16 protein-coding genes are annotated in these 24,879 nt (G+C 71.4%); 5 read left to right on the plus strand and 11 right to left on the minus strand.

Translation table 11 applies throughout. The features are described from left to right. Positions 1 to 11: 11 nt before the first annotated feature. The 9 genes from OG507_RS03600 to OG507_RS03640 all read right to left on the minus strand — a co-directional run bounded on the left by OG507_RS03600 (position 12) and on the right by OG507_RS03640 (position 15,059). Positions 12 to 1,046 carry a zinc-binding dehydrogenase gene (locus OG507_RS03600; RefSeq protein WP_327365659.1) on the minus strand — a complete coding sequence of 345 codons (1,035 nt, stop codon included), beginning with the start codon at positions 1,044 to 1,046 and terminating at the stop codon, positions 12 to 14. Between the two features lie 24 nt (positions 1,047 to 1,070). Then, on the minus strand, positions 1,071 to 2,369 hold the full coding sequence (locus OG507_RS03605; RefSeq protein WP_327365660.1) for a SagB family peptide dehydrogenase: 1,299 nt from the start codon (positions 2,367 to 2,369) through the stop codon (positions 1,071 to 1,073). Between the two features lie 3 nt (positions 2,370 to 2,372). Then, entirely contained in the window at positions 2,373 to 2,768 is a 396-nt protein-coding gene (locus tag OG507_RS03610) for a RidA family protein (protein WP_327365661.1), read from the minus strand. Between the two features lie 54 nt (positions 2,769 to 2,822). After that, the gene (locus OG507_RS03615; protein ID WP_327365662.1) at positions 2,823 to 3,629 is read right to left on the minus strand and encodes an alpha/beta fold hydrolase; all 807 of its coding nucleotides are present in this window, start codon (positions 3,627 to 3,629) and stop codon (positions 2,823 to 2,825) included. Beyond that, positions 3,626 to 6,109: an amino acid adenylation domain-containing protein gene (locus tag OG507_RS03620; protein ID WP_327365663.1), complete on the minus strand. Its 2,484-nt coding sequence runs from the start codon at positions 6,107 to 6,109 to the stop codon at positions 3,626 to 3,628. The genes OG507_RS03615 and OG507_RS03620 overlap by 4 nt, the downstream gene beginning before the upstream one ends. Beyond that, positions 6,106 to 12,480 (minus strand): non-ribosomal peptide synthetase, encoded by a 6,375-nt coding sequence (locus tag OG507_RS03625; RefSeq protein WP_327365664.1) that lies wholly within the window; start codon positions 12,478 to 12,480, stop codon positions 6,106 to 6,108. Before OG507_RS03625 ends, OG507_RS03620 begins: the two co-directional genes overlap by 4 nt. Positions 12,481 to 12,502: 22 nt before the next feature. Next, a complete protein-coding gene (locus OG507_RS03630) occupies positions 12,503 to 12,691 on the minus strand; it encodes a tautomerase family protein (protein WP_327365665.1) in 189 nt (62 codons plus the stop codon). 28 nt (positions 12,692 to 12,719) lie between these two features. Further along, positions 12,720 to 13,736 (minus strand): LLM class flavin-dependent oxidoreductase, encoded by a 1,017-nt coding sequence (locus tag OG507_RS03635; RefSeq protein WP_327365666.1) that lies wholly within the window; start codon positions 13,734 to 13,736, stop codon positions 12,720 to 12,722. A 153-nt stretch (positions 13,737 to 13,889) separates the two neighbouring features. After that, positions 13,890 to 15,059, minus strand: coding sequence for a DUF711 family protein (locus OG507_RS03640; RefSeq protein ID WP_327365667.1), 1,170 nt, complete (start codon positions 15,057 to 15,059; stop codon positions 13,890 to 13,892). A 138-nt stretch (positions 15,060 to 15,197) separates the two neighbouring features. Here OG507_RS03640 and OG507_RS03645 point away from each other — a divergent pair, with 138 nt between their 5' ends. Next, positions 15,198 to 15,563: a YybH family protein gene (locus OG507_RS03645; RefSeq protein WP_327365668.1), complete on the plus strand. Its 366-nt coding sequence runs from the start codon at positions 15,198 to 15,200 to the stop codon at positions 15,561 to 15,563. A 35-nt stretch (positions 15,564 to 15,598) separates the two neighbouring features. Here the strand turns inward: OG507_RS03645 and OG507_RS03650 are convergent, their stop codons facing one another. Further along, positions 15,599 to 16,228 carry an alpha-ketoglutarate-dependent dioxygenase AlkB gene (locus tag OG507_RS03650; protein WP_327365669.1) on the minus strand — a complete coding sequence of 210 codons (630 nt, stop codon included), beginning with the start codon at positions 16,226 to 16,228 and terminating at the stop codon, positions 15,599 to 15,601. A gap of 240 nt (positions 16,229 to 16,468) precedes the next feature. Here OG507_RS03650 and OG507_RS03655 point away from each other — a divergent pair, with 240 nt between their 5' ends. The 4 genes from OG507_RS03655 to OG507_RS03670 all read left to right on the plus strand — a co-directional run bounded on the left by OG507_RS03655 (position 16,469) and on the right by OG507_RS03670 (position 21,191). Then, positions 16,469 to 19,012 (plus strand): ATP-dependent Clp protease ATP-binding subunit, encoded by a 2,544-nt coding sequence (locus tag OG507_RS03655; RefSeq protein ID WP_327365670.1) that lies wholly within the window; start codon positions 16,469 to 16,471, stop codon positions 19,010 to 19,012. A 149-nt stretch (positions 19,013 to 19,161) separates the two neighbouring features. After that, positions 19,162 to 20,148, plus strand: a complete 987-nt coding sequence (gene dhaK, locus OG507_RS03660; protein ID WP_327365671.1) for a dihydroxyacetone kinase subunit DhaK — start codon at positions 19,162 to 19,164, stop codon at positions 20,146 to 20,148. Positions 20,149 to 20,169: 21 nt separating this feature from the next. Then, on the plus strand, positions 20,170 to 20,784 hold the full coding sequence (dhaL, locus tag OG507_RS03665; protein ID WP_327365672.1) for a dihydroxyacetone kinase subunit DhaL: 615 nt from the start codon (positions 20,170 to 20,172) through the stop codon (positions 20,782 to 20,784). Next, positions 20,781 to 21,191: a PTS-dependent dihydroxyacetone kinase phosphotransferase subunit DhaM gene (locus tag OG507_RS03670; protein ID WP_327365673.1), complete on the plus strand. Its 411-nt coding sequence runs from the start codon at positions 20,781 to 20,783 to the stop codon at positions 21,189 to 21,191. Before dhaL ends, OG507_RS03670 begins: the two co-directional genes overlap by 4 nt. Before the next feature lie 64 nt (positions 21,192 to 21,255). Here OG507_RS03670 and OG507_RS03675 read toward each other — a convergent pair whose 3' ends face one another. Next, the gene (locus OG507_RS03675) at positions 21,256 to 24,702 is read right to left on the minus strand and encodes a phosphodiester glycosidase family protein (protein WP_327371851.1); all 3,447 of its coding nucleotides are present in this window, start codon (positions 24,700 to 24,702) and stop codon (positions 21,256 to 21,258) included. Positions 24,703 to 24,879 lie beyond the last annotated feature (177 nt).

The following is a 24,879-nucleotide window of genomic DNA, read 5'->3' on the forward strand; positions in this document are numbered from 1 at the left end:
CCGCCCGGGCGTCACATCCTGAGCACCACTTTGCCCACCTGGTCGGACTTGTCGAGGAAGTCCAGGGCGTCCCGCACCTCGGCGAAGGGGTAGGTCCGGGCCACCACGGGCCGCAGCCCCTGCCCCGCTGCCCGCACCAGATCCCCGAACTCCTCCGCGTTGCCCGCAGTCGACCCGAGGATCTCCAGCTGGCGCACGAACACCCGGGGCAGACTGACCGGTGTGACCAGGCCGCTCGTCGCACCACAGGTCACCACGCGCCCGCCGAAGGCGGCCGAGCGCAGCGACTCGTCGAAGGTGGCCGCACCCACATGCTCGAAGACGACGTCGGCGCCGTGTCCGTCGGTCACGTCGAGCACCGAGCGGGAGAAGCCCGACGAGCTGAACACATCGCTGGCGCCGAGCGCCAGGAGCTGCGGTTCCTTCTCCTTCGCCCGGGTCGTGGCGATGACCCGCGCGCCCAGATGTTTCCCGATCAGTACGGCCGCGGTGCCCACGGCGCCGCTGCCGCCGATGACCAGGAGGGTCTCCCCGGCCTTCAGCCGCGCGCGGGTGACGATCATCCGCCATGCCGTCAGATAGGCCAGTGGCAGGGCGGCGGCCTCCTCCCAGCTGAGTTCCGCCGGCTTGCGGTGGAGGCTGTGCGAGGGCAGGCGCACCAGCTCGCAGGCCGCTCCGTCGGAGTGCTCGCCCAGCACGGCGAACCTGCTGCAGCGCACCTGCTGCCCGTTGCGGCAGTGCTCGCAACTCCAGCAGGCCGCCACCGGGTAGAACAGCACCTCGTCGCCCGCCGCCCACTCGTCACAGCCGCTGGCCTCCACCACGCCCGCGCCGTCCGCGGCGATCACCCGCGGCGGCTCGACGCGCTGGGCGCCGGTGACCACCCACAGGTCGAGGTGGTTGAGACCGGCGGCCCTGACCCTCACGGTCACCTGGCCGGGCTGCGGGTCCAAGACGGCGCGGCGGCGAAGCCGCACGCCCGCGGGACCGATCGGCTCCTCCCATACCGCGCATTGCCCCTGACTCACGATCAACGGTGTCTGCATCCGGCTCACTCTCCTGATCGGCGCTCACATGGATCTCGTCGTCGGGCGGCTGCCGAGCATGAACTCGCCGACGCTCGCCTCGGTGTACGGGTCGAGCCCGGTGGCCCGTGCGAAGGCCCCGGAGTCCCCGGTCCCCAGGGCGCAGGGCGCCAGCCCCATGGCCGTCGCGACGGTGTACATCGTCTGGAACAGGACCCCGGTGTGCTTCATGATCAGCGCGTACGGCATGCCTTCGTAGGACCGCATCAGGCGGCCGAACCGGGCTGCCACCACCAGCAGGGTCTGCGGCTGCTGCTCCTGGTCGGCGAGTGTGGCCGCCAGCGCGAGCAGGCGCCGCACCTCGGGCGTCCGTCCGCAGACCCGCTCCAGCCGATGGCCCTGCGGGTCGTAGTGGTACAGCGCGGGAGCGATCCCGGCGACATTTCTCACCACCGGGTAGAGCTCCAGCTCGTATCCCGAGCCGCCCGCCGGATAGGGCCGGCTGACGTACTCGACACCGCGCAGCTCCGCCTTCCAGCGGTTGCGGCAGCAGCGGAAGAGGAACTCCCCCAGTTGCTCGGCCGTGAGCGGGGAGGTGTCGTCGTGGGTGCGGATCGTTCTGCGCGTCTCCAGGACGGCGGTCAGGCTCGGGTCGGTGGAGCGGAGCCTGCCGAGGTCGGGGCGGTGGAGATCGATGCCCGGGCCGGGGAAGGGCGGGTGCTGGGCGGGGAGCGGCCCGAATACGCCCTGTGCCCAGTCGGTCCTTCCGAAGCCGCCGCCCGCCCGCCGCCCGGACATCCTGGTGCGGCTGTGGAACCACAGCTCGTGCGGGGCCCATTGCCGTAACTCCGGTTCCCTCTCCTCGGCGTCGTCCGTCGCGGGGACGGCCAGTCCGGCCCACCACAGATCCCGCCCCACCCGGTCTGCGGCCGCGTCCGGCAGGTGGCCGGGAGACGTTTCGCCGGCGCCGGTCAGCGCGCCGAGGAGCGCCGGGTCCCGCAGCCGCACGTCGCACCAGGCGCGCGGGGACTCGATGACGAGCCCGCCCCGGCCTCGGCGGATCACCGCGAACCGGGACAGCACGAGGCCGTCGGGCGGGGCCGTGTCCGGCCGTTTTGGAGGGCGGGTGTGGGGCAGGAGCGTGTAGAGCGGCACCTTGTCGTCGAGGTGGACCGTCATCGACAGCCGGCCCGCCGCCCACAGGCGCTCCACCGCGCCGCGCGGCTTCCCGCCCGGTTCCGGTCCTGACCGGCCCTCCGCCCGCGTCCCGTCCGGTACGGCGGGACCGGGACGCACCCGGAAGACCTCCCTGACCGGCGGACCTCCGTACTCCTGCCCGCTCATCCGTCAGCTCACGGCCGTGGCCTCGAGCTCCACCAGCAGCTCCGGGAACGCCAGCCCGGAGACCTGGAGCAGCGATCCCGGCGGCGCGGCGTCGACCGCTTCGAGGCGCTTGCCCATGACGCTCACATGCTCCAGGAAGAGCTCCATGTCCGTGGTGTACATGTTGAGCCGTACGACGTTGGTGAGGTCCATCCCGGCCTTGGCGAGCACCGCTTCGACGTTGTCGAGCGCCTGGCCGATCTGCCGCGCCATGTCACCGGCGTGCGCCACCTCACCGTCGCCGTCGAGCGACGTCTGACCCGCGCAGACGAGCATACGTGTGTGTTCCTCCACGACTTCGCCCTGGTTGAAACCGAACTTGAGCGACCATTCCCAGGGGTTCACGGCGGAGCGCTTCATGTTTTCCATTCCCTTCATGTCATGCATGTCATGGTTCATTGACGGGGCATCAGGTCATTGCGGGAGAAAGCCCAGCACGGTGTCGAGGAACAGCCGGGGGGCCGTGTCCATGGCCCGGTGCGCCTGGCCCGCGAGGACCTCCACCCGGGAGTCCGCCAGCAGTTCGCCGACCGCGTCGACCGCCTGACGCAGCTCCGGAGGGCTGTCGCCGCCGGCCAGCAGCAGGGCGGGGAGCGTCACGTCCCGGAATCGGTCCGGCTCGATGACGTAGCGCCGCGAGGCCTCTATCTCGCGGGCCAGGGTCCGTGCCAGCGGCGCCCGCTCGCAAAATGCCGGGATACGGACCAGGACATCCACTTCGCGCCGGCTCACGCCCGCCACCTCGACGAGGAACAGGCCGAGTGCGCGGACCTCGTCGCCCGCGTCGATCAGTTCGGTCAACCGCGTGTCCAGGCCGGACAGATCGCGGCTGCCGTCGACAGGTATCGGGGGCTCGTAGAGGATCACCCGGCCGATTCCCTTGGTGAGTGTCGTCGCCTCCAGGGCGCAGATCGCTCCGTAGGAGTGGGCCAGGAGGTCGGCTCCGGGGCCGGCCCGGTCGATCACGGCGGCGATGTCCCGCGCCTCGTCGCGCAGGGTGTAGGAGTCCGCGTCGCCGCTGGCCGTGCGGCCCCGGCGGTCGATGGCGTACACCGTGAACCTGTCGCTCAGGCGCGCCACGACGGGTCGCCATCTGCTGTGGTCCTCGCCGCTGCCGTGCACCAGGACCAGGGGCGGTCCGGTGCCCGAGCGCCAGCAGGCGATCGGGACTCCGTCGGCCGATTCGACGACTTCGAGGTGCTCCGCCGCGGTGGTTGTCATGAGGCCGTCTCCGAGGGGCCGAGCAAGGGTGCGAGTGCGTGGAGCATCCGGGAGAGGAGGTCGTCGCGGGCGCTGTGCAGGTAGAAGTGGCCGCCGGTGACGAGGCGGGATTCGAACGCGGCCTGTGTCCGGGTCTGCCAGAGCGCCAGTTCCACGGGGTCGACCTCGGTGTCCTCGGTGCCGCCGAAGGCCGTGATCGGGCAGGCGAGAGGCGCTGCGCTCCGGTACGTGTACGTCTCGTGCAGGGCGAAGTCGGCGCGCAGCGTCGGCAGCATGACCTTCAGGAGCCGTGGGTCGTCGAGCAGTTCGGGAGGGGTGCCGCCGAGTTCTCTCAGATGCTCGCGCAGCGCGTCGTCGGACAACCGGTGGACCCGGGTCCTCACGGGGACCTGCGGGGCGGCGGAGCCGGAGGCGAAGAGGTGTACGGGCTGGGCGTGGCCGTGCCGTCGCTGCCAGAGCGCCAGTTCGTAGGCGACCACCGCCCCGGAGCTGTGCCCGAAGAACGCGGTGGGCAGCGGCTCCAGCTCGGCCAGCGCCTTCCCCACCTCGGCCACGAGTTCGTCGATGCGCTCCAGCGGTGCCTCGGCCAGCCGTTCGCCCCTGCCCGACGGTTGTACGCAGATCAGCTCGACGTCGGGCGGCAGGGCGTCCGGCCAGCTTCCGTACGCGGACGGTCCTCCGCCGGCGAAGGGGAAGCAGACCAGCCGCAGCCCGGCTCCGGCCCCCGGCCCGGTCCGTACCAGGCAGGCGCCCGGTCTGCCGGGAGCGGCAGCAACCAGTTGCGCGAGGTCCGCGATCGTCGGCCGCTCGTAGAAGCCCGGCAGATCGACGTACGCGCCGATACGGTCCTCGATGGCGCCGACCAGCTGGACGGCGAGCAGCGAGTGTCCACCGAGCTCGAAGAAGTCGTCCGCGGTCCCGATCTCGTCCAGGCAGAGCAACTCACGCCATATTGCGGCAAGCTCGCGCTCCAGGTCGTCGCGCGCCTCCCGCATCGGGGCGGCGGAGGCCGCGCGGTCCCGCTTGGGTTCCGGCAGTGCCTGCCGGTCGAGCTTCCCGCTGAGGGTGCGGGGCAGGGCGTCCAGGATCACGAAGTCGGACGGCAGCATGTGGTCGGGGAGTTCGCGCCGGAGCCCGGAGTGCAGGTGCGGCACCCGGTCGGGGGTGACGCCGGTGACATAGGCGACCAGGCGCCGGCCGTCCCCCTCGCCGCGGGCCACCACCGCGGCCTCCGTCACCTCCTCGCCGCGCAGGAGGTGTCCCTCGACCTCGTCGAGGTGGACGCGTTTGCCGCGGATCTTCACCTGGCGGTCGGTCCTGCCCAGGATGTCGAGCGTGCCGTCGTCGAGCAGCCGGCCGATGTCCCCGGTGCGGTACATGCGGGCGCCGGGCCGGTCCGTATACGGGTCGGGGAGCCAGCGCTGCGCGGTCAGGGCGGGGTCGTTCGCGTAACCCCGGGCGAGACCGGGGCCTGCGACGTGGATCTCGCCCTCCGTACCGGCCGGGACCTCGGCGAAATTCTCGTCCAGGAGGTGCACACGGGTGTGCGACACGGCCCGGCCGCGGGAGGTGATGTGGGTGGTCTCCGTCGAGCCGTAGGTGACGGCCACCTCGAAGGGCAGCCCGTCGGGCAGTTCCCGCTCGAACCGCTCGCCCGTGGCGAGGAGCAGCCGCAGCGTGGAGTGCTTTGTCCAGGTGACCCCGCACAGCCCGGTCGCGAGCGTCTTCACCAGCTGTACGACGGTTATTCGATGCTCCGTCAGCCAGTCCCGCAGCCGTTCGGGAAAGAGCAGTGTCTCGCCGTCGGGGAGGTGCACCGCGCAGCCGGCGGAGAGGAACGGCCACAGCTCGTTGACCAGGGACACCCCGAAGCCCGGTGACGACACCCAGGTCGAGCGGTCGTCGGCGGTGACGGAGAACGCCTCGCGTGCCCAGTGCGCGCAGTGCAGCACCGTTTCGTGGCGGGCTACGACGCCCTTGGGTTCACCGCTGGAGCCCGAGGTGTAGACGACATGGGCGGCGCTGTCCGGGGTGAGACCGGTCACTGCGTGGTCCGTCGAGGGGTGGGCGTCGATCGCGGCCGTGTCCCGGTCGAGCAGCACCGGCCGTACACCGTGGGCCGTCGCCTCGCGCAGGACCTCTTGCGGGACCGTGTCCGTCGTGGTGACGACGGCGCGGGCGCCCGAGTCCCTGAGCATGAACGCGATCCTGTTGCCGGGAGCGGCCGGGTCGAGCAGTACGGGCGCGGCGCCCGACTTGACCACGCCGAGCAGGGTGACGACGGCATCGGCGGAGCGCGGCAGGCAGACTCCGACGCGGACTTCGGGGGCGGCTCCCAGGGTGCGCAGATGGGCGGCGAGCCGGTTGGCCCCGCGGTTGAGTTCGCCGTAGGTCAGGGTCGTGCCGTCGGACACGACGGCGGGCCCGTCCGGTCGCAGCGCGGCCTGTTCGGCGATCAGCTCGTGGATCAGCAGCGTCATGTGTCGTCCCTCATGTCGAGGATCGTCGGGCCGTCCTTGGGAGCGGCGGCGTCGAGCCGGGCCGCCAGTTCCCGCACCGTCCGGTACTGGAAGAACAGCTCGACCGGGATGTCGAGGCCCGCGTCGGCAGCGCCGTTGATCACCGCGATGGCGCGCAGCGAGTCTCCGCCCGAGGTGAAGAAGTCGTCCCCGGGGCCCAGCCGGTCGGCGCCGAGGATGTCCGCCTCGATGCGCAGCAGCACCTCCTCGGTCTCGGTGGCGGGCGACTCGGCGCGGACGCCGGGTTCGACGGGCTCCCCGAGCGCCGTCAGCGCGGTGCGGTCGACCTTGCCGTTGGAGGTCAGCGGCAGGGCTTTGAGGAAGTTGAAGAGCGAGGGCACGATGTCGCCGAGAATCCTCTGCGCGAGGAACTCCCGCAGTTCGTCGGGGGCCGGTGCGGTGTCCGGTTCTCTCACGACATGCGCGACGAGGCGCCGGGGCGCGCCGGGTTCGCCGAGCGCGACGACGCAGCAGCCCGCCACCTGCGGATGGTCCTGGAGCGCCGCCTCGATCTCGCCCAGCTCCACCCGGTGGCCGAGGATCTTCACCTGGAAGTCCTCCCGGCCGAGGATCTCGATGTCGCCCGAAGGGCGCCAGCGGCCGAGGTCACCGGTGCGGTAGAGGCGTTCCCCGGTGTGCGGGTCGGTCACGAATCTGGCGGCGGTCTTCTCCGGGTCGCGCCAGTAGCCGCGGGCGAGGCCGTCGCCCGCGATGTACAGCCCGCCCGTCGCCCAGTCCGGCCGGGGCCGCATCCGGTCGTCGAGCACATGCCAGCGCTGGTTGGCCAGGGGCCTGCCGTAGGGCACGCTCGCCCACGCGGGGCCGGGAGGACCCGCTTCGTACGAGATCGACCAGATGGACGCCTCCGTCGCCCCGCCCAGGCTGATCAGCCTGGCGTCCGGGGCCACTTCGCGCAGGTGCTCGTAGGTCGCGACGGGGATCCAGTCCCCGCTGAGCAGGACCGTCCGCAGCTCGGTGGGCAGTCGCTCGCCGCGGCCCCGGGTGTAATCCAGGAGGATCTGCAGGAGTGCGGGCACCGAGTTCCAGACGGTGACGCGGTGGCGGCGCAGCAGCTCCGCCCAGGCCGAGGGGTCCGGGTTGCCGGACGGCTCGGGGATGACGAGCGTGCCGCCCGCGCCCAGGGTTCCGAAGACGTCCCAGACCGACAGGTCGAAGCTGAGGGAGCTGATCGCCAGGACCCTGTCGCCGGGGCCGACGCGGAAGCGGCTGTTGATGTCGAGCACGGTGTTGCGCGCGGCGCGGTGCTCGATCATGACGCCCTTGGGTTCCCCCGTGGAGCCCGAGGTGTAGATGACGTACGCCAGATCCTCGGGTCCGGCCGGTGCGCTGCGCGGCTGCCCGGCGGGCGACGGCAGCGGTGTTCCGCCGACATGGACCGCGGTGGTGCCCGGCGGCCAGGTCAGCTCACGGTCCACGGCGTCCTGGGTGAGCACCACCTCCACCTGTGCGTTCTCCAGCAGATAGCCGATCCGTGCGGCGGGCAGCCCGGGATCGATCGGGAGGTAGGCCGCCCCCGCTCGCAGCACGCCGAGGACCGCGGCGACCTGTTCCCAGCCCTTGTTCATCACGACCGCGACCAACCGGCCGGGCCGTGCGCCGAGTTCACCGAGCCGGTGGGCGATACCGGCCGAGATCGTGTCGAGGTCCCGGTAGGTCAGGGTACGCCCGGATGCCTCGACGGCCGGGGCGTCGGGGGTCTCGGCGGCCCGGCGGAGGAAGGGTTCGTGCAGCAGACCGCTGACCGGCGGGTCCGTGGACGGCGTTGTGCCGGTCGCGTTGATTTCGCTGCGCCGCGCGAGCTGACCGGCCGGCGGTGCGGTCGGCTGCTCCTGCGTCCAGGCATCCTGCCGGGTCGCGAGGTCCCGCAGGAGGTGCCCGTAGGCGGCGGCCATGTCGTCGAGCAGGCCGTCGGGGAAGAGTTCGGCCACGGCGTCCCAGCAGTAGTCGAGTCCGCCGTCCACCTCCATGACCTGGTGGTCGAGTGCGACCTGTGGTGTCTGGGTGACCCCGTACGCGTAGGTGCCGAGGCTGCCCCACTCCATGCGCGGGACGCCGACCAGGCTGGAGAACACCACCGGCATCGCTGCCCGAGGCAGCCCGCCGCCCTGTCGCCGCGCCAGGTCGCGCATGACCTGAACGCTGCTGGTGTGACGGTTCTCCAGGTCGCTCCAGAGCCGGTCCTGCACCTGCCTGGCCCGGTCCAGGAAGGTGGCTCCGTCACCTTCGACGGCGTGCAGGAGTCCGGAGGTGAAGTCGCCCAGCAGATCGTTGAGCTGGGGGTGCAGCGGCGGCCGGTTGAACAGGGTCAGGTTGATGGTGAACCGGGGGCTCGCGCTCCAACCGCCCAGCACCTCGGCGAAGGCCGCGAGAAGCAGTGCCGACGGTGTGATGCCCGCGCTCGCGCCCGCCTGTCGCAGCCCCTGCCAGACATCCGGCTCCAGCCGCCCGGGGCAGCGTACGAACCGCGGTTGGCGAACCGAGCCCAGGCTTCGCAGATACGGCAGTTCCGGGGCGGGCGGAAGGTCGTCGAGACGCTCCTGCCAGTAGGTGCGCGAGGCGCGGTGGAGCGGTGAGCTCTCCTGGGCGGCGCGCTCGGCAAGTACGTAGTCACGGAAGGACAGTTCGAGTGCGGGCAGCGCCAGGTCCGGGTTCTCGTACAGCCCGGTCAGTTCCTGGGTGAAGATCCGCGCGCTCCTGGCGTCGAAGATCAGCAGGTCGAAGCTGACATGCACGCGTGCCACGGTCTCGTCGACGAGTGTGACCCGCAGGTCGAACAGCGGCCAGCGGTCGACGGCCAGGAGTTCGTGGGACAGCTTCTCCCGGATCGCGGTGAGCCGCTCGTCCCGCTCACCGGCCGTGAGGGAACGCAGGTCCGTCACCCGCAGGTCGTACGGCGCCACCTCCTTCAGGACACGCTGCTGCCCGGCCGGGGTGACGACCGCGCGGAGCATGTCGTGGCGCGCCACGAGCAGGTCGACGGCGCGCCGCAGCCGCTCCGTGTCGAGCCCGGGGACGTCCCACTCCTGGTATCCGTGGCAGCCCACATCGCCGAGTTCGATGCCGCCGCTGCGGCCGATCCAGTAGGCGTGCTGGATGTCGGTGAGGGGGAACGGCTCGTACCGCTGGTCCGGCCGCGCCGTGACCGGCGGCAGGTCGCCCGGTGCGGATGCCACGCCCGGTGCCCCTTCGCCCGCGCCCTCGACCACCGCGGCCATCTCCTCGATGGTCGGGGACTCGAAGAGCACGCGCAGCGGGAGGTCCACACCGAGCACGCGGCTGACCGACGCCATGAGCTCCATGCCGGTGAGCGAGTCGCCGCCCAGTTCGAAGTAGTTGTCCCGTACGCCCACCCGCTCCTGGTGCAGCACCTCGCACCACACGCGCGCCAGTGTCTCCTCGACGTCGGTGCGCGGCGCGACCGTAGTGCCTGTGGCGCCCCTCGGGGCGTCGGGCGCGGGCAGGGCCCTGCGGTTCACCTTGCCGTTGGGCAGCAGCGGGAGCGCGTCGAGCACGACGAACGTCCCGGGGACCATGTAGGCGGGCAGTTGTTCCCCCAGCAGGTCGCGCAGTTCACCACTGGCCGGGCGCCGGTGCGTGTCCGTCACGAGATAGGCGACCATCCGGCGCTCGCCGGGGCGGTCCTGTCTGATCGTCACGGTGGCCTGCCGGACCGCGGGGTGTTCCAGCAGGCGGGCGGTGACCTCGCCGAGCTCTATGCGGTAGCCGTTGAGGCTGACCTGTTCGTCGGCGCGTCCCAGGACGACGACCGACCCGTCGGGGAGCCGGCGGCCGATGTCGCCCGTGGCGACCATGCGTGCACCGGGCCGCACGGCGAAGGGGTCGGGGATCCACTTCTCGGCCGTGCGGTCCGGCCGGTGCAGATATCCGCTCTGGATGAGGTCCCCGCCCACGTGGATCTGTCCCGCCACGCCCATGGGCACGGGCTGGAGGGAGGCGTCGAGCAGATAGACCCGGGCGTTGGGCACAGGCAGGCCGACCGGTGTGCTTGAGCTGTGCCGTCGCTCGGGCGGCACGCTCTTGGGTGTGATGCGCACCCCGTCGGCCTCGTTGAGGCAGGTGGTGGCGTTCGTGGTCTCGGTGGACCCGTAGATGGTGACGATCTCGAAGGGCACCGACGACGGGAGCCAGCCGACGCGTTCGCCGGAGACCATCAGGATCCGCAGCGCCACCTCGCCCGGCCAGTCGACCGCGCACACCCGCTCCGCGAGTGCCTTGGCGAGCACGGTCACGGTGATCCCGGCTTCGATCAGCCAGTCGCGGATCCGGAAGGGCGTGCCGGTCGTCGTCTCGTCCGCGATGTGCACGGCCGCTCCCGCGCTGAGGAAGGGCCACAGCTCGTTCACGTACGAGATCCCGAAGCCGGGGGCGGAGATCCAGGTGCCCCGGTCCTCCTCCGTCAGGGAGTACGCCCGCCGGGTGCCGTGGGCGACGAGCAGCACCGCGCCGTGGTGGAAGGCGACCCCGCGCGGTTCGCCGGTGGAGCCCGATGTGTACGCGATCTGGCACAGGCCCTGGCGGTGCGCCCGCTCCGGCGGGCTCGCCGGGTCGGCCCCGGCGAACAGTGCCCGGTCCCGGTCGAGACAGCGGACATGGCCCGCGTACTCGCTGGGCAGGTGGGCGAGGAGCGCCTCGGAAGTGAGCAGTACGGACGTCCGGGCGTCGTTGAGCATGGACGCCAGCCGGCGGGTCGGCTGGGAGGGGTCGAGGAGGACCGCGGCGCCCGCGGCCTTGAGGATGCCGAGCACACCGACGACCAGGTCGATGGAGCGGCGCAGGCAGATGCCGACCGGGACCTGAGGTCCCACGCCCAGCTCGCGCAGATGGTTCGCCACCTGGTTTGCGCGCCGGTCGAGTTCGCCGAAGGTCATCCGGTCGTCGCCTGCGACGAGTGCGATCGCCTCGGGCCTGCGTGCCGCCTGCTCGGCGACGAGCTGGTGGATCAGCCGGTCGGTGGGGAAGTCGACGCGGGTGTCGTTACCGTCGTACAGGACGTGGCGTGCCTCTTCGGGGGCGAGCAGCCGCTGGCGGCCGATGGTCTCGCCCGGTTTGGCCGCGAGGCCGGCCAGCAGGGTGCTGAAGTTCTCGGCGAGGCGGGTGACCGTCCCTTCCTCGAACAGCTCCGTGTCGTACGTGAAGGTCAGCCGGGTGCCGTCGTCCTCGGGCGTGACGACGAGGGCCAGGTCGAAGGCCGCCGTCCCCGGGTCGAAGGGCAGGGGCGCGGTGGTGGCGCCCGGCAGGGTGCAGGTGGGTTCCGGCCGGATTTCGAATCCGAGCTGGCAGACCGGGCGTCTGCTCAGGTCGCGCTCGGGGTCGAGCTTCTCGACGAGCTGCTCGAAGGGCACATCGGCGTACGCCCGCGCCTCGGTGCAGGCGTGCCGCATGCGCTCCAGCGCCTCGGAGAACGGCGGGTCCCCGGCGAGTACGGCGCGTACCACCAGCAGATTCGTCAGGGGTCCGACCGCGCGTCCGGCGTCACGGTGCGGGGTCCCGAGCACGATGTCGGTGACACCGGTGTACCGGTGGGCGAGGACGGCGAACGCGGTGAGCAGCAGGGTCTCGGTGTCGGTTTCCTGGGCGCGGGCGAACTCCGCCAGTTCCCCGGCCGTATCGGCGGGCAGTCGCAGCGAGGTCTGCGCGCCGGTGAAGCCCAGTGCGCGCGGGCGTATCCGGTCGGCGGGCAGTTCGATGCCCACGGGCATGCCGGCCAGGGCCTCCACACGGGCGTCGAGCCGCGTCTGTGGTGCCATGGGCGGACCCGTGTGGTACTCCGCCGACGGCGGCGCAGTACGACGGCTGTCCTGCGCCGACGCGGTGCAGATCTCACCCAGTTCCTCGAAGAGGACCGCCAGCGAGCGCCGGTCGGCGACCAGTTGATGCGCGCAGAGCAGCAGCGCGTGCTCGCCGGGGCCGAGCGACAGCAGTCCCGCCCGCCACAGCGGGCCCAGTTCCTTGTCGAACGGTCTGGCGGTCAGCTCCTTCGCCCACTGCCGGATCCTGCGCATCCGGTCCTCGGGCGCCGTTGTGGCCTCCTCCCGTACGACGTCCAGAGAGACGTCCGGGGCCGGGAGTACCACGGGCTGGGGACGGGCGTGCTGTGTCCGGAACACGGTGCGCAGCAGCGGGTGGCGGGCGGCGAGTTCCGACAGTGCGCCGCGGACCGTCCGCGCGCTCAGCTCACCGGTGACGAGCATCAGTTCGCCGAGGGTGAAGATCTCGTCCCGCGGGTGCAGCTCGTTGAGAAGCCAAACGCGTTCCTGGCCGGGCGACAGAGTGGTGGCCGACAGAGTCATGGTTCGCAACACCCCAGAGGTTTCAGGATTGGTCCGCGATCAGTTGCCCGCCCCGGGCGAACTCGGTCGCGTCCATCTCGACGAACCGGACACGCACCTCTTCGGGTTTCGCGTCCAGGCATTTCACGGCGAGCCGGGTGATCTCGTCGGCGAACAGGCGCCTCTGCTCCAGCGTGCGCCCCTTGAGCGCGAGCACGGTGATGAACGGCATGGGGTTCCTTCCACTCGGCGTGGCGCGCTCACCCGAGGTGAACGGCGACGTCCTCGACGAAGCGGCTGATCATGGCCGTCTGGTCCGGGACTCCGTAGAGCACCAGGGAGACGCGGTCGGCTCCGGTCTCGCGCAGTTCCTCAAGCCGTTCGATGCACCGGGACGGCGGACCGTAGATCGCGAAGCAGTCGACGAGACGGTCCGAGAGCTCGGCGGCGTGCGGTGCGCCGACGACCTCGTGCTGATACCAGTCGTAGCGCTTGGCCAGGGCGGCCATGTCCGACAGCACCGCCGCCGGCAGCCCGGCCGCCAGTTCCTCGGATTCCGGGGTCGTTCGGCTCAGCACCGAGCGCCACAGGAAGTACGCCGAGGTGGCCGCGTAGGAGCGCAGGTACTCGCGCGCCGCGTCCATGTCGTCGTGTACGAACACCGTGCCCCGGGACCACACTTCGAGGTCGGCCAGTTCACGCCCGGCGCTCTGTGCTCCCTCGGCGACCCGCGCCCGCTTCCACCGGGCGATCTCCGGTGAGAGGCCGGGCAGGAACACACCGTCGGCGACCCTTCCGGCGAGCCGGCAGCTCTTGGCACCGTGTGTGCCGATGAGGACGGGGATCTCGCGCTGCGCCCACTCCGAACGCATGGGCAGGCCCTGCCACTCGGTGTCCTTTCCGCCGGTGAAGTCCCGGAAGAACTGGACGTATTCGGCGAGTTCCGTCAGCGGACGGGGCTTCCTGCCGACCATGGCGACGGCACTTCCGCCGGCTCCGATTCCGAGGAATACCCGCCCTTCGGATATCTCGTCCACTGTTGCGATCACATTCGCGAGTACAGAGGCATGGCGTGTGTAGGGATTCGTTACGGCCTGCCCTATACGGATTCGGGTCGTGGCCGCCGCGGCCAGGGCCATCATCGCGGTCGAATCACGGCAGAGGTTCTGTGAATCGATGAATGTGCAGTGTTCATACCCCAATTCATCAGCCTGGCGTGCCAGTTTTGCCGAATCCCGGGCCGTGAGGGTGCGCCCGATTCCGATTCCGAACTTCATGCCCGCCTCCGAAACGCGTCACCGCGGAAAAGAACATCGCATCGCGCCGAACTCGTTGCCGCCGACCCTGCACTGTCGCCCGTTGGCCGTCAACCTTGCCGCCTGTCCTGTCCCGCCGGCGGGACAGGACAGGCAGGTCAGGATTGTTGTCGTCTAGCGTTTGACGCTGGTGTTGACCAGATAGGGAGAGTTGAACGTGGTGCGTTCGCCGGATTCCTTGCCGGGCACCGGAAAGAGGCGCGCGGACAGCGGCTTTCGCAGGCGTACGGCCATGGCTGCCACATCGGTCAGGAGTCCCGCGATCTCGTCCTCGGTGGTGTCCCCGGGCAGCGGAATGGTGTCGAGCCCGGTGCCGCACACCGCCGAATAGGCGAGCAGCTGCTGGGCGTTGACCGTCCCCTCGTGCCAGCGCTGTGCGAGCCGGGTGTCTTCGAGCACCGGCAGCATCACCCCGTTGTAGCCGCAGGTGGGCAGGCCCGTGCTCCGTATCGCCTCGGTGAGTGCCGCGGTGACGGCGAGGGTCCCGGGTCCGCCCACGGGTCCGGTGAGGCAGGACTCCATGGCCGCGGCGATGCTGTCGTCGCCCGCGGGTGCCGGAGACAGGTCGATCCCGCCGAATGCCGGGCCCAGTTCCTTGCCGGTCCGCTCCGCGATCTCCGCCACGGGCGCCGCGTGTTCGATCAGTGCCTGCCTGACCCGTCGTGTGATGGCCGCGGGGTCGAGACGCCCGACCTCCCGCATGGCCTGCGCGACAATTCCCGCACCCTGCAGGCCGATCGCGAGGGAATCCGGCCCACTGTGATGGGCGGCGGGAAAGAAAGGCCCGCCGGGATCCACGCAGGCCACCATGGCGAAGCGGAAGTTCCCGAGTCCTTGCGCCGTTCCTTCGGCGAGCCGCCGGATGATACGCGCCACCGGCGCAGCAGCCTCGGAGCGCACCCCGTGCTGCCGCGTCCCCGTCTGGACGGTGCAGCTCAGGGACTCTGCCCCGATCAGCAGATCCCCGATCACATCGAGCGTGCCCAGCGGGAATTCGGGGTCGGCCGCATCCGCGGGCCCCAGCGAGCAGTAGCCGATTCCCGCGTCATCGAGAACGGTCTGCAGTTCATGCGCGTAGGAGACGATTTCCGACGGCTTTCGGCCGGCGAGGTCACCGAAGACGGACCGGGTGGACAGCCTTACGGTCTGCACCTCGTATCCGGCCGCACGGCAGGCCGATTCCGCACGCCTGGCGAGCAGGGCCTTCTCTTCGACGACCGCAGGGGATATCGGGTGCGGTGCGGCGACTCCGAGGGTGACGGTGCGGATCAATGGTTTGTACATGTCTTACGCCCCTTCGCAGTTCACACGTCTGAATGAACGTGGGCCCGGGCTGCCCGGAGCCGGTCGCTCCGCCTGCCAGGATCGCGGCACCGGGATGCTGTTCCCGGGCTGAACCGGCCTGACAGGGAGATGCGGAACATGAGCGGTACCAGGTCGCACGAGCGGGCCGTCGAGCCCGAGGACCTCAGCCGTTTCGTGGTGGAGAGACTCAACTCGGGCGATGTCGAGGGCCTTGTGGCGCTGTACGAGCCCGACGCGGTGCTGGCCCTCCCCGACGGCAAGGTCGCCACGGGTGAGGGAGAGATCCGCCAGGCGTACCAACAATTCACCGCCGACAGGCCCGTGTTCAAGCACGGCGAGCAGCAACCTACGCTGCATCACGGCGATCTGGCCCTCACATCGGTGCACCTGGCCGACGGAAGCGACGCCACGGTCGAAGTGGCCCGCCGCCAGCCGGACGGCACCTGGCTGTGGGTGATCGACCGCCCGCGCGTCCTCGGCTGACGCTCAGGAGTCGCGCTCTCCGTGGCGGCGAGGGGTCACTGCACCCCGTGCGGCCGGAACTGGATGCTGATGCGTCCTCCCGCGGCCTTCGCGGTCTTGGGGACGGCGTGCTCCCAGGTCCGCTGGCAGGAGCCGCCCATCACGATCAGGTCGCCGTGTCCGAGCGGCCGCCTGACGACATCGCCGCCGCGGCGGGGCCGCAGCAGCAGGTCGCGGGGGGCTCCCACGGAGAGGATGGCGACCATCGTGTCCTCGCGGGCCCCGCGGCCGATGCGGTCGCCGTGCCAGGCCACGCTGTCGCGCCCGTCGCGGTAATGGCACAGGCCGGCTGTGGTGAACGGTTCGCCGAGCTCGGCGGCGTAGTGCGCGCAGAGTGCCTGCCGCGCCTCGTCCAGGACAGGGTGCGGCAGCGGTTCGCCCGCGCGGTAGAAGGCGAGCAGGCGCGGGACGTCCACGAACCGCTCGTACATCTGCCGTCGCTCGGCCTTCCAGGGAACGTCCGTGGCCAGCTGTTCGAACAGGGCGTCGGCGCCGCTCAGCCAGCCCGGCAGGAGGTCGATCCAGGCGCCGTCGCCGAGTGCGGTCCTGCGGAGCCCGTCCAGCGGGCGCAGGCGCGCCTCGTCGCCCTGATCGAACAGGGACGGCTGGAGCTGGTGCGATGCCATGTCTTCAGCGTACCCCACATTCGAACACATGCGCTATTCGAAAGCCGCGCGAGCACCCCTGCCGTCGCGCCGCCCGCTGATCCGCCGCCCCGGCGAAAGGCCCGCATATCGTCTAAATTGGGGCCAGTGGGGTTGCGGCGATCCGTGGTCACGCCGGACTTGCGGGACCGCGTCCAGCACGGCCGCACGTGCACTGAGACAGCGTGGCCCGGTCCGGCCGGACCACGGGGACGGATACCCATGACCGAAGGACAGAAGGGTCCAGAGGACCAAGGTCCGGACCCCCTCGGAGACTTCCTCTCGCACTTTCTCGGCACCGGACCGGGCGGGGAGCCGCCCGACCCGCGGCGTGTCGACTACAGCCGTCTGCTGAGCGGCCCCGCACGGCAGCTCGTCACCGTCGCGGCGTCCTACGCCGCCCGGCACGGGAGCACCGACCTCGACACGGAACACCTTCTGCGGGCCGCGCTCTCCACCGAGCCGACCCGTCGCATGGTCTCGCGGGCGGGCGCCGATCCCGACACGCTCGCCGCCGAGATAGACCGGCAGGCCGGGGAGGGGCCGCCCCGCAGCTTCATCTCCGTCACCCCGGCGGTGAAGCGCGCTCTGCTCGACGCCCATGAGATCGCGCTCTCCACCGGCTCCACCTACATCGGCCCGGAACACGTACTGGTGGCACTCGCCGCCAACCGCGACTCCACAGCGGGGCAGATGCTCCACGACGCGCACTTCTCGCCGCCGACCGGAACCCTGGACCGTCTGCCACCTGCGCCGGGCACCACCGGTCAGCGCCCCGGCCCCGGCGAGCGGAACACCCCCAATCTGGACAAGTTCGGCCGCGACCTCACCGACCTGGCCCGGGAAGGCCGTATCGACCCGGTCATCGGCCGTGACGAGGAGATCGAGCAGACCATCGAGGTCCTCGCCCGCCGGAGCAAGAACAACCCCGTCATGATCGGCGAAGCCGGAGTGGGCAAGACCGCCATCGTCGAGGGGCTCGCCCAGCGCATCGCGGACAGCGACGTGCCGGGCATCCTGCTCGGCCGGCGTGTCATCCAGCTCGACCTCTCAGGAGTCGTTGCCGGTACCCGCTTCCGCGGGGACTTCGAGGAGCGGCTCACCGGCCTCATCGACGAGATCCGCGCCCACTCGGGCGAGCTGATCGTCTTCATCGACGAACTGCACACCGTCGTCGGGGCGGGCGGTGGCTCCGAGGGCGGCCCGATGGACGCGAGCAATATGCTCAAGCCCGCCCTCGCGCGCGGCGAACTCCATGTCGTGGGGGCCAGCACGCTGGAGGAGTACCGCCGCTACATCGAGAAGGACGCCGCGCTCGCCCGCCGCTTCCAGCCGGTCATGGTGCCCGAGCCCAGCACGGCGGACGCCGTCGAGATCCTGCGGGGTCTCCAGGACCGCTACGAAGCCCATCACCAGGTCCGCTACACCGACGAGGCCCTGCTCGCCGCCGTCGAACTGTCCGACCGCTACCTCACCGACCGCTACCTGCCCGACAAGGCGATCGACCTCATGGACCAGGCCGGCGCTCGGGTCCGGCTGCGCTCCTGCACCCGCGGCAGCAGCATCCGCACCCTGGAACGCGAAGTGGAGCAGCTCACCCGGGACAAGGACCAGGCCGTCGCCGCCGAGGAGTACGAGCGGGCGACCGAGTTGCGCGACCGGCTCGCCGGACTCGAAGAGCGGATCGGCAAGGGACAGGACGGGAAGCAGCCGCGCACCCATGTCGCCGAGGTCACCGTCGAGGACATCGCCGACGTCGTGTCCCGCCAGACCGGAATTCCCGTCAGCAGCCTCACCCAGGAGGAGCGGGACCGGCTGCTGGGCCTGGAGGAGCATCTGCACCAGCGCGTCATCGGCCAGGACGAAGCGGTGACCGCCGTCGCCGACGCCGTCCTGCGCTCGCGGGCCGGTCTGGCCGACCCCGACCGCCCGATCGGCAGCTTCCTCTTCCTCGGCCCCACCGGCGTCGGCAAGACCGAACTCGCCCGCGCGCTCGCGGAGGCGCTCTTCGGGAGCGAGGACCGGATGATCCGCCTCGACATGAGCGAGTACCAGGAGCGGCACACGGTCAGCCGGCTGGTCGGCGCTCCCCCCGGGTACGTCGGCCACGAGGAGGCCGGACAGTTCACCGAGGCGGTGCGCAGGAACCCCTACTCGCTGCTGCTCCTGGACGAGGTCGAGAAGGCGCATCCCGATGTCTTCAACATCCTGCTGCAGGTACTCGACGACGGACGGCTCACCGACGCCCAGGGCCGCACGATCGATTTCAAGAACACCGTCATCGTCTTGACGAGCAACCTCGGTTCGCAGGCCATCACCGGCCGCGGCGGCGCGATGGGCTTCGGCCCCGGCGACACGGACACCGACGAGCAGGCCCGCCGCGAGCGGGTGCTGCGCCCGTTGCGCGAACACTTCCGGCCGGAGTTCCTCAACCGCATCGACGAGATCGTGATCTTCCGTCAACTCGCCGACCAGCAGCTGCGGCAGATCACCGGCATGCTGCTGGACGACTCCAGGCGCCGGCTCCGCGCGCAGGGGGTCGACATCGACGTCACCCCGGCCGCCGTCGACTGGCTCACCCAGCGCGGCTATCAGCCCGAATACGGCGCCCGCCCCTTGCGCCGTACGATCCAGCGCGAGGTCGACAACCGGCTCTCCCGCATGCTGTTGGACGGCAACCTGCGGCCCCACAGCCGCCTGCGGATCGATGTCGCCGACGGCGAGCTGACCATCCGCAACGAGGAAGAACCACTCCCGGCGAACTGACCCGCACAGCTCGCCGTGACCACCGCCGCACGGCACATGAGCCGACGGATCCGCGCGTCCCGTTCGACGCGTCGCTTCCCCGATCCCACCTGCTCGATCGATACTGGATGTCCTCGGACCGGCACGCTTCGTAGGAGATTCCGTTGAGGATGCTGATCAACGTTCCCGAAACCGTGGTCGCGGACGCGCTGCGCGGGCTGGCCGCCGCTCACCCGGAACTGACCGTGGATGTCGAGAACCGTGTCGTCGTACGGCGTGACGCACCGGTGGCCGGGAAGGTGGGGATCGTCTCCGGCGGCGGGTCCGGACACGAGCCGTTGCACTCGGGGTTCGTCGGGCCGGGGATGCTCTCCGCGGCCTGCCCGGGAGAGGTGTTCACCTCGCCCGTGCCGGATCAGGTGCTGCGGGCCGCCGCGGCGGTCGACAGCGGGGCGGGGGTGTTGTTCGTCGTCAAGAACTACACCGGGGACGTGCTGAACTTCGAGATGGCCGCCGAACTGGCTGAGGAGGAGGGCCTGCAGGTCACGCAGGTGCTCGTCAACGACGACGTGGCGGTGACCGACAGTCTGTTCACGGCGGGGCGGCGGGGCACTGGCGCGACCCTGTTCGTCGAGAAGATCGCCGGGGCGGCGGCCGACGAGGGTGCACCGCTGGAGCGGGTGGCGGCCGTCGCCCGGCAGGTGAACGAGTCGTCGCGGAGTTTCGGGGTGGCGCTCAGTTCCGTCACCACACCCGCCAAGGGCTCGCCCACGTTCGATCTGCCGCCGGGCGAACTGGAGCTGGGCATCGGGATCCACGGCGAGCCGGGGCGCGAGCGGCGGCCGATGATGACGTCCCGCGAGATCGCGGACTTCGCGGTGGACGCGGTGCTGGAGGACCTGCGGCCGCGCGGACCCGTGATCGTGCTGGTCAACGGGATGGGCGCGACGCCGCTGCTGGAGCTGTACGGGTTCAATGCCGAGGTGCAGCGGGTGCTGTCCGAGCGGGACGTGGTGGCGGCTCGTACGCTCGTGGGGAACTATGTGACCTCGCTCGACATGGCGGGCTGCTCGGTGACGCTCTGCCAGGTGGACGAGGAGCTGCTGCGCCTCTGGGACGCGCCGGTTCACACGCCCGCGCTGCGCTGGGGCCGCTGACCATCCGGACAAGGAGATCATGTGCTCGACGCCGACTTCTTCCACCGCTGGATGACCGCGGCCGCGGCTTCCGTGGACCGCGAGGCGGGCCACCTCACCGAACTCGACGCGGCGATCGGGGACGCCGATCACGGCAGCAATCTGCAGCGCGGATTCGCCGCGGTGAGAGCGGCTCTGGACAAGGAGCCGCCGCGAACGCCGGGGGCCGTACTGATGCTCGCCGGACGGCAGTTGATCGCGACGGTCGGCGGAGCCTCGGGCCCGCTGTACGGGACGCTGCTGCGACGTACCGGCAAGGCTCTGGGCGACGCCCCGCGGGCGTCGCGGCAGCAGCTGACGGAGGCGCTCGCAGTGGGCGTCGCGGCCGTGGCCCAGATGGGCGGGGCGCAGGCCGGGGACAAGACGATGCTGGATGCGCTGCTGCCTGCCGTCGCGGCGCTCGGGACCTCGTTCGGGGCGGCCCGGGAGGCCGCGGAGGCGGGGGCGCTGGCGACGGTGCCCCTCCAGGCCCGCAAGGGCAGGGCGAGTTATCTCGGTGAGCGCAGCATCGGACATCAGGATCCGGGGGCGACGTCCTCCGCCCTGCTGATCGCCGCGCTGGCCGAGACCGACGGTGCGCGTGGGGGAGACGAGTGAGCGACGGAAAGCAGGTCGGGATCGTGCTGGTCTCGCACAGCGGCCCGGTGGCCGAGTCCGTCGCCGAGCTGGCCAGGGGGCTTGCGGCGGGTGGCGCGACCGCTCCGGTGGCCGCCGCGGGAGGCACGCCCGCGGGAGGTCTCGGGACCAGTGCGCGGCTGATCGCCGAGGCCGCCAGGTCGGTGGACGACGGTGCGGGGGTGGCGTTACTCGCCGACCTGGGCAGCGCGGTGCTCACGGTCAAGACGATGCTGGCCGAGGGGGACGAACTGCCGGACGGTTCGCGGCTGGTGGACGCGCCGTTCCTGGAGGGTGCGGTGGCCGCCGTGGTCGCCGCGTCGGTGGGCGGCGACATCGCGGCGGTGGTGGCAGCGGCGTCGGAGGCGTACACGTACCACAAGGTTTAGCGGGTGGCACACGACACCCGGTGGGGCCCGTCCGGCCGTGAGCGCCGGGCGGGCCCCCGGTCCGTCAGGCCGCCGACGCGGCTGCGTCTGCCGGGGCGGTTGCGGCTGCGCCGATCCTGATCTGCACCTCCTGCGTCGTGCCGTTGACCGTCACGGCCAGCGTGATCGTGCCGGGGCGGAGCGCGGTGAGGGTGCCGGTCCTCGGGTCGAGGGCCGCGGTGTGGCGGTGACGGGCATCGTCCCGGTCACCGATGTGGACGTTCGGGGACGCGGTCCAGTCCGCGGCCAGCGGGAAGCCGACCGGGACGCTTCGCGCGCCCTGGGTGACGGTCGCCGTGACCTCCGTACGGCTTCCGGCGCCGAGCACCGGGGGTGCGTCGATCTCCAGCGCGTCGACATGGGCCCGGGTCTGTACGGAGACCCAGTCGGGCCCGCCCTGCCACGGCCGCTGCCGCGCGGCGGCCTGTTCGCCGGAGGTGATGCGGTCGGCGCCGACCAGCGACCAGCCGGTGAAGCCGCCCTCGTCCGCCGGTCCTGCCGGTGCCTTGCCGGAGTTGCCGTTGACCAGATACGGCACCCCGTCGACGTGCGAGGCGTGGAAGACACCGACGTGGCTGCCGATGAAGGCCGCGCCCTTGCCCGTCGTACGGCGGAAGTCGGCGAGCCACTGTTCGACGAGCGCCGCTTCCTTGCGGTCGCCGAGCTGGCTGCCCTTCTGTACGGTCGGATCGCGCGGCGGCACGTGCTCGATCAGCATGACCGAGTCGACGGTCCGGTCCTTCGCCGCCGCGTCCAGCTGGGCGCGCAGCTGCTCGATCTGGTCGAAGCCCCCGCCGCGCAGGCTGAGGCCGGAGGTGTCGAGCGTGATGAGGCGGGTGCCCTTGTGGTCGAACGTCCGCTGGGCGGGCCCGAATTCGGTGACGAAGTTGTCGATCTTTCCGCCCATCACCTCGTGGTTGCCCGGTACGTAGTACCAGGGCAGACAGTCGCCGAGCTCCTCGGTGAGGACCTGGCGGGCGAAGGCGAGGTCCGCGGGTGATCCCTCGTCGACGAGGTCACCGTTGACGACCAGGAAGTCGGGGTGCGCCGCCTTGATCTCGCGCAGGGTGCGCCGGGCCTGGGCGACGATCGCGCTGTCGGGGTCGCGGGCGACGAACTGGGCGTCGGACATCACCGCGAACTGCCAGTCCCTGCGCTCGGTGACGGCCGCCGGGTCGATCAACGGGTCTGCGGTGGCCGCCTGTTCGGGCAGGTCGACGGTGGGCGGCACCTGGGCGGTGAGGTCGTCGATGACGATCTCACCGGTGTACTGCTGGGCGGCCGCCGTCTCGGCGAGATAGAAGCGGAACACGCTGAGCGGCATGGCCGCGCCCGGCGGTACGGCGAAGGTGACCTGCCGCCAGCCGGTCCAGGTGACGTACGGTCCGCGGAGCAACTGGTCGGAGCCCGCGGCGTCCTTGAGGTGCAGGGTCGGCCAGGCGCCCTTGCCGTCGCCCTTGATCCAGAGCTTGAACGACTGGGGCTGGCCGGGCACGGCGACCGGCTGGGGCGGCGCGGCGTAGGCGGCGCGCGTCGCGGTCGACTGGGTGAAGTCGTAGGTGAGTTTCAGTCCGGTACCGGTGTGGCCGTCGGGGGTGGCGGCGAGTGAGCCGCTCGCCCGGGCCTGGCTGAACTTCCAGGATCCGGCGTCGTCGAAGGAGGAGACGGCCTGCTCGGTGAGGCCGACGCTGACGGTGAGGGCGGTGGTGGTGCCCGCGACGGTCGCCTTGATCTGTCCGGCGCCGCTGCCGGTGCGTGAGATGACGGTGAAGTTGCCCTGGCTGTCGTCGCGGATGTCGAAGAGGGCGTGGTCGTAGTCGAGGGTGACGTCGCGCGGTTCGACGGGGGCGCTGGTGCCGTGCGCGTCGAGTCCGACGATGCCGAAGGTGCCGATGGCTTCGGCATCGGCGAGGCCCACCCGCCGGGTGGTCGGCTCGATCCGGGCGAGCTTGTCGAGGACGGTCAGGGTGGTGCTGCCATGGGCCCGTCCGTGTTCGGCGCGTACGTCGGTGGTGCCGCTGCGGCGTGCGGTGAAGAGACCGTTTCCGTCGACCGTACCGACGGCGCCGCGGACCATACGCCAGTGCGGGGTTCCGTCGGCGGGGCCGTACGTCTCGTCGTATCCGGTCGCGGTGAGGCGGCGGGTGAGTCCGGGGAAGACCCGGTCGGGGTGGCCGCCCCTGACGGGGTCGACGCCCGGTGCAAAACCCGCGGGCGTGCGGGGCTGGACCCAGAAGCCCTTGAGGCGGCCGCTGCCGTCGGGGGCGGTGAGGGCGAGACCGTTGGGGACGGTGCGTTCGGTGCCGTCGGACGGGCTGTTCTCCACCCGGAGTGCGTCGCTGCCGGGCTCGCGTGCGACGAGCGTCGAGGAGCCGCCGCCGTCCAGGTTGAGTGCGCTGTACGAGCCGGCGCGCCGCATCATCTGCCCGAGTTCGGTGAGGGTGACGCCGCCGCTGTCGGCCTGCCTCCCGTCGACGGTGAGGATCTGCATGGTCCGGCCGTCCTCGGAGAAGCCGACGGCGGTGCGGGGAGCCGCGGTGTTGTTGCCCTCGCCGTCGTGGTTCTGCGCGACTCCGTCGACGACGAGGAGCTCGCGGCCGCCGACCGCGGTGCGCGGTACGGCGCCGCTGTCGGTGCGTGCCCGGTAGGCCAGGGACACCGGGTCGCCGGGCCTCAGGGCGTCGAGTGCGGCGGCTCCGGCCTCACGGCCGACCAGGACGGTGGCGTCGTCGGGGAGGGGCCCCGATCCGGGGGTGTCCGAGACGGAGACGACCCTGCCGTCCCGAACGACCGCCTCGGCGACCGGAGTCGCGTTGTCCACGGTCAGGGCCCGGTCGGCGGCTCCCCACGCGGAGGTGTACGCGCCGACTCCCCCGGCCGGCACATTTGCGGCGTTGTACGCGGCGAGCGGCCGCGTCCCGGCGGGCAGGGTGAGCGTCCCCTCGAAGTACAGGTTCAGGATGCGGCCCGCACTGTCGGGGCCGATGCCGACGGCCCGGTTGACTCCTGGGGCGGGCGACTGGACGGTGGCCCCGTCCTTGATGCCGATGCCCTCCGGCGCACCCGTCTGGTTGATGTCGAAGAAGTCGGCGTTGATCGCGGCGACGGTGCGGCGGCCGGGGCCCGCGTCGTGTCCGGCGGCGAGTTCGGAGACCGTGCGCCGGTCGGAGACCTTGCCGGAGGAGAGGTAGTCAGCGCGTACGCCGGTGTCGTCGAGGTCGACGGAGAGGGAGTCGACCCGCAGCCACTTGTCGGATTCGAGCCGGTCGTAGGAGTCGAGGCGGACGCCGGGGGCGATCGGGCGCGCCGTACGTGCGGTCTCGATGCCGTCGCCGTCCACGACGGACCGGGGCTCCCCCGCCGGGTTGCTCGCAGGCGGCGGGGCGACCGGCCGGAGGACTTCGGCGGTGCTGCGGGGACGGGGGTCGGGGGTCGGACCGGCGAGGGCGGGAGAGATCGCGCCGACCGTCATCGCGGACACCGTCGCCAGCAGCACGAACGGTCGCGCGACCGACCCGTACCGTCGCGCCTCCCCGCCGCGCGGCCCGGATGTCCTGCCGACTATGCCAAGGGCCACAAATCCTCCTGGAATCGCGATGGTTGCGCGGCCGGCCCGCGGGCAGAAAGCGCTGTCGGCGGACAGCATGGC

The sequence above is a fragment of the Streptomyces sp. NBC_01217 genome (genome assembly GCF_035994185.1).
Taxonomy (GTDB): domain Bacteria; phylum Actinomycetota; class Actinomycetes; order Streptomycetales; family Streptomycetaceae; genus Streptomyces.